Source organism: Microcoleus sp. MOSTC5 (assembly GCF_036701825.1).
Classification (GTDB): Bacteria; Cyanobacteriota; Cyanobacteriia; order Cyanobacteriales; family Microcoleaceae; genus Microcoleus; species Microcoleus asticus.
Map to the genome: position 1 here is coordinate 140,384 of NZ_JAUBRK010000001.1, position 13,648 is coordinate 154,031.

The following is a 13,648-nucleotide window of genomic DNA, read 5'->3' on the forward strand; positions in this document are numbered from 1 at the left end:
GAGCAGCGACCTAATGTGATTGAAAACTGCGTTGGCAGTGAGCAGTATCACCAAAAAGCATCCGTAAAAAAAATCTGCCTTTTGGCTTTTACCTTCTACCTTCAAGAGAGCGACTATTTTAGTGTAGATCTGATATTATTAAGTAAGGTAAAGACGTTTATCAGAGATCCCCTCACAAACTTATGGTGCTATTTGGATTTGGCAAAAAGTCGAGCCTGCCCTCTCCCCAAGAGGCATTACCGGGACGGGCAGAGTCGATGTCGGTACCGGCAAGTCACTTTGTTAACGGCAATCCGCTCAAACCTCCCTTTCCAAACGGCATGGAGACTGCCTTGTTTGGCCTGGGCTGTTTTTGGGGAGCAGAACGCAAATTTTGGCAGCAAAATGGAGTTTTTTCGACGGCTGTTGGCTACGCAGCCGGGATTACTCCAAATCCTACTTACAACGAAGTTTGCAGCGGGATGACGGGACATAACGAAGTAGTTCTGGTTGTGTTCGATCCGAAAGTAATTAGTTACGAAACGCTGCTCAAAGTTTTTTGGGAAAGTCACAATCCTACTCAAGGAATGCGTCAGGGCAATGATTCTGGTACTCAGTACCGATCGGGAATTTACACGTATTCAGCTACCCAAATGCAGCAAGCTGAAGCTTCGCGAGATGCTTACCAGCAGGCTTTGACGGCGGCCGGTTACGGAAAGATTACCACTGAGATTATTGAGGCTCCTGAGTTTTATTACGCAGAAAGCTATCACCAGCAGTATCTTGCTAAAAACCCGAACGGTTATTGCGGTTTGGGCGGTACTAAGGTTTGTTTGCCTGCTATGTCTCAGGCTTAAAACTTGACTCAGCTTAGGGATAGGGACACATAGAGCGGGACACAACATTGTTGTGTCCCTACAAAATGGATGAGGACACAACAATGTTGTGTCCCTACACAAGAGGGATTTTAGGTAGCAACAAAAAGCTGAATATGTTAGTAGTTTAAAACAGGTATTAAATGTTGAGTGCTGTTGTAATTATCAATCTACTAATATCTCTGGTTTGCTTTTATATCGCTGCGAAGGTGTGGAAAATCAGGCGGACGATCGCACTTTTAGAAATTCGGATCGCGGCAATCGAACGCTGTAGCAGCAATGTCCTCAGCACGTCGCCGGATTTTCTTGCTAACAGGCAGCAAGGTACCCGCCAACTGCGACGGCGTTATCAACAATTAGAATTGCAACTGCAACAAGTTCAGCAACTTTTGGGATTGCTTGGTTTGGGACGGACGCTTTGGCGGAGGCGCGCTCGACCTTTGAGGTAAGCTATCCTAAAACAGTCGCCCGTGCTGACTCCCTAGGATTGTCAACAATATTTCTACCTTTGCAAAGGGCTGCGATCGGGCAAACGTGCCTAAAATTGGTGTATAGAGAGAAGTTATACAAATGTCAACTAAACGTTCAGGATTATTTATTGGCGGTTTGCTTGTGGGTTCTGCGATCGGGGCCGTGACTGGGTTGCTGATGGCACCGCGAACGGGCAAGGAGACGCGGCAGATATTGAAAAAATCGGCTGATGCTTTGCCGGAGTTGGCGGAAGATTTATCTACTAGCGTGCAGTTGCAAGCCGATCGACTTTCTGAAACTGCAATCCGAAATTGGGACGAAACTTTGATTAGACTCAAAGAGGCGATCGCGGCTGGTCTGGAGGCGACTCAGCGGGAACGCCAAACGCTGTCGGAAACTGAAGTCGAAGTGAGTCCCCCGTTGCGCCCTCCCGTCCGCTAAATGACATGAAATCCCAAACCCCAAATCCCAGATTCAAGTGAGCGATCCCATATTTTGGCTAGGACTTTCGATTTTTCTAGTGGCAGTTAGCCTGACTGCTGTTTTAGTGACTTTAATACCTGCCGTGCAAGCCCTGGCCAGGGCGGCGCGCAGCGTGGAAAAGCTCGCTGACACGCTTTCTCGCGAATTTCCGCCCACTTTGGAGGCGATTCGGTTGACGGGGCTGGAAATTAGCGAGTTGACAGATGATGTCAGCGAGGGAGTACAAAGTGCGGGCGAGGTTGTCAAACAGGTCGATCGAAGTATTGGTAGCGCTAAAAAGCAGGCGCAAAACGTGCAGGTAACAACTCGCAGCGTGGTGACTGGGATTAAGGCTGCTTGGAAAACTTTAACTCGGAAGCCGCCCGTGTCTGGGACAAATCGCCGATCGACAGAGAGATTGTCGCCGAGTCAAAGAAGTGCGATTTCGCTGAGGGATTCGGGTTTGGAGGATAGGTATTCTGGGGCTTACGGTGCGGGTGCGAGTAATGGGGAATCGCCCCGGTTGAGGGGTAGCGATGGTTCGGGTTTGCCGGGGGATGCGGAAGATTTTGAGGAAGTGCGATCGAACGATTCTTGATTGCACCCAATTCCTCATCATCCCTCCACAGCACACCCATCCCACCAGCAAGGATTCCGATCGATAAAATCCATCAAAGCATCATACTTAGGCGAACCCTTTTGTTCCACATATTCCAAAGCGCCCCAACTTCCCCACTTACTAAATCCACCCACGTCCACAAAGTGCATGAAAAGACTGCCTCCAGCTTGTTTCCAACTATTCAGTAATTGGGTGTACATATCATACATTTCTGGACGCCTATTTAATTCCATAAAAAACTCAGTCAGTTTTTCGTTATTCTCCACTCCTTCAGTACCTACAATATGTTGACCGCCCTCGTAAACAAATAACTTGAGACCTTTTTTTTGAGCCACATCTAAAAAATACTTAAAGTCATTATCAACATCTGGCAAACTATCTTTGAAGCCAGGAAGTAACCCGCCCTCTCTTAATTGCTTAAAAGCTTTTCCAAACCCGCCATCTGCGTCCTTCAACCAAGACTCTACTGTGCTGACACTTTCTTTCCCGCCCAAGTTGCCGCTAAAATATCCAGCTATGGCTAGGGCATCAATGCCGTGTTGATAACAAGGTTTATTGCCCTCAGCTACCCAAGAGGAACACTCTAAAGCATAAGTTTCTAAATCTCTCCAGCCTCTTTGAACTCCTAAAACGCAGACAACTCGATTCTTTTGATCCTCAAAAACACCTTTCCAGATATCGCACATTTGAGCAGTACGCATTCCGTACCATTGCATAAAAGCATCGCCTTTATCTCCCCACTTCGCTTTACCTTGTTCTAAAGCATAATGCGATTGTGGAAATGACCAATTCCAAACCTCATTAGAATACTCTACATAAACTTTCAGCTTTGGATCTACACTATCTTTTACCCTTTTAGCAAAGTTAGTCATATATTCATCAGTAGCCTGATGCGGGATATTAAACCAGGGTTCTGCTTGGACTTTGTTAGCTAAATTCACCATAACTTCTATGGGAACATTTCCTCTATAAGCATAGGATACGCTCTCTGGTTTAGGTCGGTTTGACCAGTCTTTTTGTTCCGAACCATTTGTTCCCATCCAGTCCATAAAACGCAAAACTTTAAACTTTTTAATCTTGTCTATAAACAGCGGATTAAATATTTCACCGCTTTGATAAAGCTGTTCATCTTGGGATCGAACAACTTTAATATTGCGGATATAGTTCCCTGTTTTCTTTGGATCGGTAGCAGTAATTATAATCATTATGCCTCCGCCTTGTGTGGCATCCACATTAATGATATCCCTCCCGGGTTTCGACGCAGCCTCATCTTTTTTGGCATCATAGGTATATTCGATCGCACCCTCACCCTCATAAGTAACAATATATTGCCCTGAAGGATAGCGATTGGGGATTTCCCTCAGTAATAGGGTACTTACCCTAGTATATTTAGGAGCATCTTCGGGAGACGGAAGAGACTTCACCCACCCGTTTTCATCAAGGTTTAAAAGATTATACTCCTCTGTATCCCATTCGCCTTTACAGTTTGGTTGTCCGGTGACGCATTGAGTTATCCATTGTCTAGAAGATTTAAAAGCATCTAAAAAAGGTAATTGTGTGGAGTAGTCAGCAATACCACTAAGCCCAACTCCTAAAGAAGAGCGAGAATTTGATGTATTTTGTACATCTGCACGCACAGCTACTTTGTTATCTACTTGCCGTGCTGCTGTGGGAGCAATATTAGTTGTTAAAGCCCAACATCCGGGAATGAAAATGACAAAAATTAATAAACCCAGCACAAAGCCCAGAGCTTTTTTGTTCGATCTGATACTTAATCGAGACATAATTTTGACTGATTTTATTGTTTTAGGTAAAATCCGAGCGGTAAGACAGTTTTAATTTTGATATCTTATCAAAAAGTTCCTTCTAAAACTATCAGCTATAAGATTATTAACATTTTTGCCTCTCAGTGGAGGGGCGATCGCCCTTTCTGTCCCCAAGTGCGATCGCCCTTATCTAACTTCTATTCTCCTCACATTACTAAGCAACTGCAAGTTCATATTGCAGAACTAAAATTTCATCGGCTTTTAACATAGCCATAGCATATTCAATCCCTTGACTATCAGCAAACTCCACTAAATACTGACATTCCTTTCCCGTATCATCATACACTTCAATAATAGTTCCCACAAGTCCAACTGGCAAACTAGAAATAGATGCGTATTCTGGTTCCACTAGCGCTAATCGCGTATTTGAAATCGGCTTGAGAATCGCAACAGAATCTAAAAGTCTAAAGTTTTTGAGCATAGTTTAACAAAAGCTGAAATCCAACAACGGTTAGAATTAGTTGAAGTAATTTCCCTGAAGTACCTTCTCAAGGTTTTTAGGGGCAGGTTTAGTTAGAATATACACGCTTTCAGCGAGTTTACCCATTTCACACACCCGCCCTCCCCACGCTAGGATTTACCCCTTACTTAGGCCTTAAGTTCGCGCTGCTAAACTCAGAAGCCACAATCATCGACCCAATCCCCGCATCCGTAAATATTTCTTGCAGCAAAGCATGAGGAATTCGACCGTCAATAATGTGAGCACCATTTACACCCTGAGCCAAACTCCGCACACAACAATTAACTTTCGGAATCATCCCCCCAGACACAACTCCCGACTCAACCAACTGTCTCGCTTCTTGAATATCTAACTTAGCAATCAGACTATCCGGCTTGTGATAATCCTCCAAAATTCCCGCAGTATCAGTCATCAAAATCAACTTTTCCGCTCCCAAACCAGCCGCAATTTCCCCAGCCACCGTGTCAGCATTAATGTTGTAAGATTGACCCTTTTCATCGGCTGCCACGCTCGACACCACCGGAATATAACCGCTGTTCACCAAAGACTCCAAAATCTGGATTTTCACGCTGCTGACTTCACCAACAAATCCAATTCCTTCCCGACCATCTGGACGAGCTTGAATCAGATTGGCATCCTTGCCGCACAATCCCACTGCTTTGCCGCCAGCTTGGTTGATTAACGAAACAATTTCCTTATTTACTTTCCCCACCAAAACCATTTCTACAACTTCCATTGTCGCCGCATCAGTCACTCTCAAACCATCCTTAAATTGCGGCTCAATTCCTAATTTTTCCAGCCAAATATTAATTTCCGGGCCGCCGCCGTGAACCACAACCGGACGCATCCCCACGCAAGCTAGCAGCACAATATCCCGAACCACCTTGTCTTTGAGATTGCTATCTTTCATCGCCGCACCGCCATATTTGACCACTATGGTGCGACCGGCAAAGTGTTGAATGTAAGGCAGTGCTTCGGACAGCACCTCTACTCGATTAGTGTCCGAATTCCTAACAAAATCGCTTTGTTTGAGCATGGGTAAATTACAAAAGACTAAAAACTTAATTCTAAACTTTAATGGCTAAAGCACATATTAACAGCCACAAAAATCACTTTTTGCCTTGATTTTATCGGCGCGCAGGCTCGATCGCCTTTATTGAACCCCATCCTCAAAAATTTCATAGGTATTTTTAATAAAGCCATTAAAAATTATGTACTATAACTTATACATTTTTTGCTACAGTCAAGAAATGTATAGCTCCCTTGATTTACTTAACGTTTTATGTTAACTGCTGTCGCCCAAGACTCCGAAAACCTTCAGTACAAGCTACCATCAGAGACTGACTCATCCCCCCGGATGACGGTATTTTGCGATTTAGACGGGCCCATAGTCGATGTGTCCGATCGCTACTACGCCACCTATCAACAGGGATTGGCCGACACTCAAGCAGCTTATCTTGCTAGGGGAATCAACCTCAACCTCCAAATCCTCAGCAAACAGCAGTTTTGGCAAATGAAACAAAACCGAGTACCCGATGCTGAAATAGCCAAAAGTTCCGCCTTGTCGGGAGAAGAAATTCACGTTTTTCTCGGATGCGTCAGTCAGATTGTCAATCAACCAGACTTGTTGCACTTAGATCGCATCCAGCCGGGAGTGCAATGGGCGATCGGACTTCTGCACTCCCGCGGCGTGCGGCTGATTTTAGTCACCCTGCGGCCGAGAAATCAAGCCGTTCAACTGTTACAAAATTACGGTTTAGCCAGACTGTTTACCAGCATTCGGGGAACTCAGATGGTGGATGCCGCCTATCACAACTATACAGCCTTAAAAACTGAATTGTTGGCTGAAGTTGCAGAAGAATTTGAGTCATCGCTGGGTTCGGCTTGGATGATCGGAGATACAGAAGCAGACATCCTCGCAGGACAAGCATTAGGAATACCTACAATTGCCGTTACCTGCGGCATTCGCAGCCGCTATCAACTACAAAAGCACCAACCTAATTTCATTCTCAGCGACTTGATTATTGCCGTTCATCACTTATTAGGTTCCGGCCAACAAGTAATAGTAGAATGACTCTAGTTAACAGTAATGAGTTAACAGTTAACTGTTGACTGTTAACTGTTGACTAAGGACTAATGACTGAGGACTAATGACTAACTAAGGCTTTTCTACATTCCTGGTGATTTCCCACAAGCGGTTGAGGGGAAAATAAATCACCGGAGCCCAAAGACTGCTAAGAATAGCAGAACACAAAGCCACTCGCTGGTGATAGCTCCAAATTTCCAGTAAAGCCCGATCGCCCATAGCAAAAAATTGCAGCCCCATCACCGTTTCCGCTACCACCGCCATCCCAAATACAATTAACGCGATCGGAATCGGATCTCTCTCAACAATATCTGCCGGAATCGACCAGGTTTTCTGCAAAACAACTGTTAGGATTCCGACAACAACTAGACTCACAGCGTGGGTGGGATGAGGAGCCGTCATCGCATCTTGAAGAAACCCCAAAACCAAGCCCATGCTACCAGCCCCCCAAACTGTACGTTTCCGCTTAATACTCCAAGCTACCAACCAAATTAACAGCCAGTTCGGCCCAATTCCCAGCAATTCCATTCCCGGCATCCGAGTGGGCAATATCAGTATGCACAGCATCACAGATAGAAATGTAACTGCGAAATTGAGAAATTGGCGCGATCGCGAAGACATCCGAGATAAAGCTTTCATTGCTGCTGTACTCCCTCAGATGGTGCAGAAGATTGACTCTGCGAATCCTTTGGTTCGACTTGCTTAGAGTGGGGGTAAACCACCGCCCACTCCAGAGAATTCATCGGTGCAGAGAACTCAACAACAGCTTCTGGAGCCGGAGTTTTATTCATATCCACCGAAACCACTTTTCCCACCGGCAAACCAGGAGGGAACAACTGACTGAAAGAAGAAGTTGAAACCACATCCCCAGGCTTGACATTAGGAACATTATCAAAAAACTCCATCACAGCCTGATTTCCGCCTTTCCCGCGCATAAAACCCATGTGGCGACTGCGGGTAATTCCCACACCCAATTGACTCGTAGCGTCGCTGACTAACAGCACCAAGCTAGTATTAGGAGTAACGCTGACAACCCTGCCTACTAAACCGCCGGGACCCATCACAGTAAAATCTGTTTTAATGCCATCGTTACTGCCGCGACCCAAGGTTACTTGCTGCCACCAGTGGTCGGCGCTCCGACCGACAATAGGAGCTACAATTCCTTGAGGTTTCTTACCCGAAACGTAACCTAAAAGCTCTTTTAGCTTCTGATTTTGATTTTCTAATTCTAATAGCTGCGCTTGCAATTCTTGAGTGCGTGCCGAGATCAGCTCCTCTTGCCCAGAGCCGTTGGCGTGAAAAGGACGAGTCACCCAATTGTAAACTTCAAATACTGCCGCACCTTGTGTTTGCCGAACTCCCCAAGCGGCAGTTACAGCTAAACCTAAAAGAGCAATTTGCAGTCGCAGATCCCACCACTTTCGGAATGTATTTTTTAGCATAATTTCAGTAATCTAAAATTGTTATCTCAGCATTTTAGATTTGAGATTGCAGCCGTATTTCTAAATCCACAATCCCAAATTTGTTAACTACATATTACGCGACGACTGCCCGCTGAAAACCCGTTCCAACTGTTTGTTTTCCAATACCCTACCAGTTCCCAAAACCACGCAGCACAGCGGATCGGCTGCCACGTGAGTGACAATTCCTGTTTCGTGACTGATCAGAGTATCTAAACCTTTCATCAGCGCGCCACCACCAGCGAGCATAATTCCCCTGTCAATAATATCTGCTGCTAATTCGGGGGGGGTGCGTTCCAAAGTACGCTTGACAGCTTCCACAATTACTGAAAGCGGTTCCGACATACTTTCGCGAATTTCTGGGCCTTTGATAGTAACAGTTCGGGGCAAACCAGACAGTAAGTGCAAGCCCCGCACTTCCATCATTACGTCGTCATCCTCTGGAGTTGGATATGCAGAACCCACCTGAATCTTAATTTCTTCAGCAGTGCGTTCGCCGATGACCAAATTGTGAACTTTTTTCATGTATTGGACGATCGCCTCGTTGAGTTCGTCGCCGGCTACCCGCACAGATTCACTGATCACCGTACCTTGCAAACTCAAAACCGCAACTTCCGTCGTACCCCCGCCGATATCTATAATCATATTACCAGTCGCCTCAGCAACAGGCAGTCCAGCCCCGATCGCAGCAGCGATAGGTTCATCAATTAACCGCACTTCTCTAGCACCCGCCTGAGTTGCCGCCTCAATGACAGCACGCCTCTCGACTCCGGTGACACCGCTGGGGATGCCAATAATTATCCGCGGCGAAACTAAGCTTCGGCCTTCGTGAACCCTGCGGATAAAAGTCTTGAGCATTAGTTCGGCCGTATCGAAGTCTGCGATTACCCCGTCGCGAAGCGGACGAAGTGCTATGACGTTCCCTGGCGTGCGCCCGAGCATTTTTTTAGCTTCTTCTCCAACAGCCAGCGGTATTTTTAAGTCTTGGTCGATAGCCACTACAGAAGGTTCCTGCAGAACAATACCTTTGCCCGATACATAAACGAGCGTGTTAGCAGTACCGAGGTCGATACCCATATCTCTAGATAACGAAAATCGATTGAGAAGACCCACTGATTTGTACCCCCCCCAAAAACTAAAATACTATTGTGTGCAATAATGTTGTTACAAAAATGTAACCGAGGTGGATTCTATTACGTTTTTCATCCTGAGTCTAGTCAGAAATGTACATTGTCGAGCTCAGGTTGAGCGCAGACTTGCCAATCATCCACCATCAATATGTTCTGCTAAGTGGGTGTACAATCAGGATGAAGCCTCACAAGCGTTGTTCCCAGTTCAGTTTGGAGGCTAATGCGCGTGTGGACTGTTTAACTACATCACCGATCGACCACATTCCCAAAAAAGTTTATGAGTCTTAATGTTGTGACTTTAGTAGGCCGCGTCGGCGGCGACCCGGACGTGAAGTATTTTGAGTCGGGTACAGTTAAGTGTAGTTTGACGCTGGCAGTGAACCGCAGAACCAAGAACAGCGATCAACCAGACTGGTTCAATCTGGAAATCTGGGGCAAAACAGCGCAGATTGCTGCTGACTACGTTCGCAAAGGCTCTCTAATTGGCGTCACAGGCTCTTTGAAGTTCGATCGCTGGCAAGACCGCAATACGGGTTCAAATCGATCGAAGCCGGTAATTAAGGTAGACCATTTAGACTTGCTGGGTTCCAAACGCGACAACGAGTCGGGTATGTCGCAAAACAACAGCGAATTCTAGCGTTTGGGGAATTTGGGAAGTAATATTTGTGAATTGGGTGGGTGCTCGTGACTTCAGAAAAGTTAGAAATTGTTCAAACTGAGTACCAAGCTGGGCAAGTAGCTTTTGAGAGTGGCCGGTATGCTGAAGCTGTGCAGAGTTTAGAAACAGCTACCGGTTTAGTCGATCGAAATTCCCGGTTGGGCGGCGAGGTGCAGATGTGGCTAGTGACAGCCTACGAAGCCTCTGGCAATACAGAAAAGGCGATCGAGCTTTGCCGCAAGCTCACCCGCCATCCTCGCCAAGAAACCCGCCAACAAGCAAAGCGCTTGCTGTTCATTCTCGAAGCTCCCAAACTCACTATCCCTCCTGAATGGATGGTGAAAATCCCTGATTTGGCAGCTTTAGATGAAAATCAATCAATCAGTTTTCAAGCCAATCCGAACGCTGATATCAAGTACGCTAAACCCCAGCCCAGCCTACCAGAACCTGTAGATTTAAGTCAGGTTAATACGAAAGACAATCGATTTATCTGGGTGGCGTTAATTGCGATCGTTTTGATTTTAGGCGGCTTATTTATTAGTTATTAATCATTTTTGGAAGTGGAGTCGCGAAAAAAACCGGTTTCTGTGGTCGGTTGGTAGCGATCGCTAGTTCTTGAGTATAGTGCGAGATGTGAGTTAACATAGGAGTTAAAAAGCTCCACATCCCGATCGTCCGCGATCGCGATAAGCTGTGGGTTCCATCTACAATCTACAATATACAATCCGATGACTTCACTCCCACCCAACCGCGCCAAAACACTCAAAGAAGCTTACCGCGCTTGCGATGTCAAGCCTCTAACGGGCGATGATATTGCCCGGTATTATGTGGATTTGTCTGCAGTACGAAACACAGTAGCGATCGACGATGTTAGCACGGATTTGGATCTTCAAGAACCGGGAGAATTTAACACATTTTTGTTTACGGGACATCGGGGATGCGGCAAAAGTACAGAGTTAAAACGCATTCAGTCGCGTTGGGAAAATGAATATCGGGTGATTTACATAGAATTCGATCGGGAACTAGATGCTTATGATGCTGAATATACCGATTTATATTTGCTTTTTATCAACAAAGTAGCTGATGATTTAACTAAATTACGATTGAAGTTCGATCCCAAACTTTTAGAGAGTTTTGAATCGTGGTTTAAAGATATTACTCAATAAAATGAACAAACCGTTCAATCTTCGGTCAGCATCGAAACAGAAGCAAGTGCAGGCGCAGAAATCCCCTTTATTTCTAAGTTGACCGCCAAATTGATCGGTCAAATCAAAGGTTCTAGCCAACAAAAAAAAGTAATTCGCGAAACTCTTCAGCGTAATTTATCCCGCTTGCAAACAGATATTAACTTGTTGCTAAAAGATGCTTTTGACAAGCTGAGACGCAAATATCCAAACCGCTACCAAAAAGGATTTTTGGTGATTGTTGACAACTTAGACCGGATTCCTCCAAATGTTGGCAATCATTTGTTTTTTGATTACGCTCCTCAACTCCAAGAATTAGACTGTACAATTATCTATACAGTGCCGATTTCAGTAATTTATTCATATAAAAATGTTAGCAACTTGTTTAGCAATCCCAACATCGTGCCAATGGTGAATATTTATGAATTTAATCGCAGCGAGTGCGATTTAAATTACAATCAGCAAAGATTAGAAGGAGTTGCCAGTTTGATCGAACAGCGGGTTGATGTTAGTGCCGTATTTGACGATCGACAACAGTTGCTAGATTTGGCAAAAGCTAGCGGTGGTCACGTGCGACAATTGATGCAGGTAACTCGATCGGCTTGTCGCACAGCCATTACTCGCAAACACAGTAAAGTTTTGGCTGAAGATGTAACTTACGCTTTAAATCAACAGCAATTTGACTTTGAAAGGTCTACTCCTGGGCCAGAATATTATACAATTTTAGCGCAAGTTTGCCTGAATAAAGATATTGATAAAAATGAAATTGGACAAAATTTATTATTCAATCTTTCCGTTTTGGAATACAACGGCAATAGTCGGTGGAATTATGTCAACCCACTCGTAAAACAAAGCTATGCTTTCCAACAAGCCCTGGCATCAATCCAAGGAAATCCCTGAAATAGATCGGCAAAAGATTGTTGAACTCAATCAAGAGTCTTTCGATCAATTGCTGACATTTGTCGATATTGTTCCCGACAACGCCTTTGATTTGGGATTTATCCAAAGCAATTTTGTCAAGGATAGAGATGCGATTATTCAGGCATTGATTAACCACCCCGACTGTCAAGGGATGCAGTTTGAGATTTGGGATTTTCCCGATCCAGATATGCGCTTTTTGATGGATGAAATTCTGAAGGTTTTGCCAACAGTCAAAGTTCAACCGGATAAAAAGTTGATTTTCATTGTGCGGGGAGTGGAAAATGCGATCGGGATGACGGGGGAATATCCGCCGATGCTGGTAGATTTTAATTGGGTACGAGATGCTTATCCGGTTAAAGTGCCGCATCCAATGATTTTTTGTTTGCCGGATTATGCGATTACGCGAGTTGCTAATTATGCGCCGGATTTCTGGGCCTGGAATTCGGGGACTTTTGTGTTCAAAACTCCTGTAAATACTAGAGACGATGCGATTTCTCAAACTCTGGATGCTAGCAAAGGAATTAGCAATTGTGAGTTGCCGGAAAAGCAGGAACGGATCGATTTATTAAAACGGTTATTGATCGAATATACTCCCTCGAATGGGCGCGAGGAAACTCAAGGGGATTTGAAAACTCGCATTAGGGTTTTGAATGATTTGGGAATTGCTTATCGCAGTCGGAGTGAATATAAAACTGCAAAATACTATCTGGAACAAGCGTTAGATTTGGCGAAAGATGATGAAGAGTTCATATCTTTAAAAGCAAATACTTTACATGAATTAGGATGGATTCAGAACGATTGGGGAAATCCCAAAGAGGCGAGCGCATTTTATCAACAATCTCTCGAAATTTACGAAAAAATTGGCAATGTTCAAGGGAAAGCTGCTACTTTGCACCAACTAGCAGGAATCTATGCCGATCGAGAGGAAGTAGAACAGGCGATCGCATTTTATCAACAATCTCTCGAACTTTGGGAAAAAATTGGCAATGTTCAAGGGAAAGCTGCTACTTTGCACCAACTAGCAGGAATCTATGCCAATCAAGGGGAAGTAGAACAGGCGATCGCATCTTATCAACAATCTCTCGAAATTTCCGAAAAAATTGGCAATGTTCAAGGGAAAGCTGCTACTTTGCACTGTCTAGCAATAATCTATGCCAATCGAGGGGAAGTAGAACAGGCGATCGCATTTTATCAACAATCTCTCGAACTTCTGGAAAAAGTTGGCGATGTTCGAGGGAAAGCTGCTACTTTGCACCGTCTAGCAGGAATCTATGCCGATCGAGGGGAAGTAGAACAGGCGATCGCATTTTATCAACAATCTCTCGAACTTTGGGGAAAAATTGGCAATGTTCAAGGGAAAGCTGCTACTTTGCACTGTCTAGCAATAATCTATGCCGATCGAGAGGAAGTAGAACAGGCGATCGCATTTTATCAACAATATCTCGAACTTCTGGAAAAAGTTGGCGATGTTCGAGGGAAAGCTGCTACTTTGCACCGTCTAGCAGGAATCTATGCCG

General features: G+C 44.9%; 16 protein-coding genes. 10 read left to right on the forward strand and 6 right to left on the reverse strand.

Annotated elements, in window-relative coordinates; all coding sequences use genetic code 11:
* The first annotated feature begins 182 nt into the window (after positions 1-182).
* The 4 genes from msrA to QUA54_RS00675 all read left to right on the forward strand — a co-directional run bounded on the left by msrA (position 183) and on the right by QUA54_RS00675 (position 2,385).
* Positions 183-836, forward strand: a complete 654-nt coding sequence (msrA, locus tag QUA54_RS00660) for a peptide-methionine (S)-S-oxide reductase MsrA (protein WP_172184469.1) — start codon at positions 183-185, stop codon at positions 834-836.
* A 161-nt stretch (positions 837-997) separates the two neighbouring features.
* Complete coding sequence (locus tag QUA54_RS00665; protein ID WP_172184471.1) at positions 998-1,303, forward strand: hypothetical protein; 306 nt, start codon at positions 998-1,000, stop codon at positions 1,301-1,303.
* 121 nt (positions 1,304-1,424) lie between these two features.
* Positions 1,425-1,766, forward strand: a complete 342-nt coding sequence (locus QUA54_RS00670; RefSeq protein ID WP_333186196.1) for a YtxH domain-containing protein — start codon at positions 1,425-1,427, stop codon at positions 1,764-1,766.
* A gap of 37 nt (positions 1,767-1,803) precedes the next feature.
* Positions 1,804-2,385 carry a DUF948 domain-containing protein gene (locus tag QUA54_RS00675; protein WP_333412471.1) on the forward strand — a complete coding sequence of 194 codons (582 nt, stop codon included), beginning with the start codon at positions 1,804-1,806 and terminating at the stop codon, positions 2,383-2,385.
* A 17-nt stretch (positions 2,386-2,402) separates the two neighbouring features.
* Here the strand turns inward: QUA54_RS00675 and QUA54_RS00680 are convergent, their stop codons facing one another.
* From QUA54_RS00680 to argB, 3 genes are all read right to left on the reverse strand, one after another.
* The gene (locus tag QUA54_RS00680) at positions 2,403-4,190 is read right to left on the reverse strand and encodes a cellulose-binding protein (protein ID WP_333412473.1); all 1,788 of its coding nucleotides are present in this window, start codon (positions 4,188-4,190) and stop codon (positions 2,403-2,405) included.
* A gap of 196 nt (positions 4,191-4,386) precedes the next feature.
* On the reverse strand, positions 4,387-4,653 hold the full coding sequence (locus QUA54_RS00685) for a DUF4926 domain-containing protein (RefSeq protein WP_333412476.1): 267 nt from the start codon (positions 4,651-4,653) through the stop codon (positions 4,387-4,389).
* Positions 4,654-4,816: 163 nt separating this feature from the next.
* A complete protein-coding gene (gene argB, locus QUA54_RS00690; protein WP_333186186.1) occupies positions 4,817-5,728 on the reverse strand; it encodes an acetylglutamate kinase in 912 nt (303 codons plus the stop codon).
* 246 nt (positions 5,729-5,974) lie between these two features.
* Between argB and QUA54_RS00695 the strand changes: the two genes are divergently transcribed.
* Positions 5,975-6,766: an HAD family hydrolase gene (locus QUA54_RS00695; RefSeq protein WP_333412479.1), complete on the forward strand. Its 792-nt coding sequence runs from the start codon at positions 5,975-5,977 to the stop codon at positions 6,764-6,766.
* An 84-nt stretch (positions 6,767-6,850) separates the two neighbouring features.
* On the opposite strand, the gene mreD is transcribed toward QUA54_RS00695, so the two are convergent.
* The 3 genes from mreD to QUA54_RS00710 all read right to left on the reverse strand — a co-directional run bounded on the left by mreD (position 6,851) and on the right by QUA54_RS00710 (position 9,315).
* Positions 6,851-7,417, reverse strand: coding sequence for a rod shape-determining protein MreD (mreD, locus tag QUA54_RS00700; protein WP_333412481.1), 567 nt, complete (start codon positions 7,415-7,417; stop codon positions 6,851-6,853).
* Complete coding sequence (mreC, locus tag QUA54_RS00705; protein ID WP_333412482.1) at positions 7,414-8,220, reverse strand: rod shape-determining protein MreC; 807 nt, start codon at positions 8,218-8,220, stop codon at positions 7,414-7,416. Before mreC ends, mreD begins: the two co-directional genes overlap by 4 nt.
* Positions 8,221-8,307: 87 nt before the next feature.
* A complete protein-coding gene (locus tag QUA54_RS00710) occupies positions 8,308-9,315 on the reverse strand; it encodes a rod shape-determining protein (RefSeq protein WP_006632285.1) in 1,008 nt (335 codons plus the stop codon).
* A gap of 330 nt (positions 9,316-9,645) precedes the next feature.
* On the opposite strand from QUA54_RS00710, the gene QUA54_RS00715 reads away from it, so the two are divergent.
* From QUA54_RS00715 to QUA54_RS00735, 5 genes are all read left to right on the forward strand, one after another.
* Positions 9,646-10,005, forward strand: a complete 360-nt coding sequence (locus tag QUA54_RS00715; RefSeq protein WP_172184493.1) for a single-stranded DNA-binding protein — start codon at positions 9,646-9,648, stop codon at positions 10,003-10,005.
* A 47-nt stretch (positions 10,006-10,052) separates the two neighbouring features.
* On the forward strand, positions 10,053-10,574 hold the full coding sequence (locus QUA54_RS00720; RefSeq protein WP_333412483.1) for a tetratricopeptide repeat protein: 522 nt from the start codon (positions 10,053-10,055) through the stop codon (positions 10,572-10,574).
* A gap of 180 nt (positions 10,575-10,754) precedes the next feature.
* On the forward strand, positions 10,755-11,192 hold the full coding sequence (locus QUA54_RS00725; RefSeq protein WP_333412485.1) for a hypothetical protein: 438 nt from the start codon (positions 10,755-10,757) through the stop codon (positions 11,190-11,192).
* A 78-nt stretch (positions 11,193-11,270) separates the two neighbouring features.
* On the forward strand, positions 11,271-12,110 hold the full coding sequence (locus QUA54_RS00730; RefSeq protein WP_333412487.1) for a hypothetical protein: 840 nt from the start codon (positions 11,271-11,273) through the stop codon (positions 12,108-12,110).
* On the forward strand, positions 12,067-13,648 hold a 1,582-nt coding region (locus tag QUA54_RS00735; protein ID WP_333412489.1), incomplete at its 3' end, for a tetratricopeptide repeat protein. The genes QUA54_RS00730 and QUA54_RS00735, both read left to right, overlap by 44 nt.

Coding starts and splice junctions, on each gene's coding strand:
- mreD (WP_333412481.1), bottom strand. CDS start 7,417: ATGAAAGCTTTATCTCGGATGTCTTCGCGATCGCGCCAATTTCTCAAT.
- QUA54_RS00710 (WP_006632285.1), bottom strand. CDS start 9,315: ATGGGTATCGACCTCGGTACTGCTAACACGCTCGTTTATGTATCGGGC.
- mreC (WP_333412482.1), bottom strand. CDS start 8,220: ATGCTAAAAAATACATTCCGAAAGTGGTGGGATCTGCGACTGCAAATT.
- QUA54_RS00685 (WP_333412476.1), bottom strand. CDS start 4,653: ATGCTCAAAAACTTTAGACTTTTAGATTCTGTTGCGATTCTCAAGCCG.
- msrA (WP_172184469.1), top strand. CDS start 183: ATGGTGCTATTTGGATTTGGCAAAAAGTCGAGCCTGCCCTCTCCCCAA.
- QUA54_RS00665 (WP_172184471.1), top strand. CDS start 998: ATGTTGAGTGCTGTTGTAATTATCAATCTACTAATATCTCTGGTTTGC.
- argB (WP_333186186.1), bottom strand. CDS start 5,728: ATGCTCAAACAAAGCGATTTTGTTAGGAATTCGGACACTAATCGAGTA.
- QUA54_RS00695 (WP_333412479.1), top strand. CDS start 5,975: ATGTTAACTGCTGTCGCCCAAGACTCCGAAAACCTTCAGTACAAGCTA.
- QUA54_RS00725 (WP_333412485.1), top strand. CDS start 10,755: ATGACTTCACTCCCACCCAACCGCGCCAAAACACTCAAAGAAGCTTAC.
- QUA54_RS00670 (WP_333186196.1), top strand. CDS start 1,425: ATGTCAACTAAACGTTCAGGATTATTTATTGGCGGTTTGCTTGTGGGT.
- QUA54_RS00715 (WP_172184493.1), top strand. CDS start 9,646: ATGAGTCTTAATGTTGTGACTTTAGTAGGCCGCGTCGGCGGCGACCCG.
- QUA54_RS00680 (WP_333412473.1), bottom strand. CDS start 4,190: ATGTCTCGATTAAGTATCAGATCGAACAAAAAAGCTCTGGGCTTTGTG.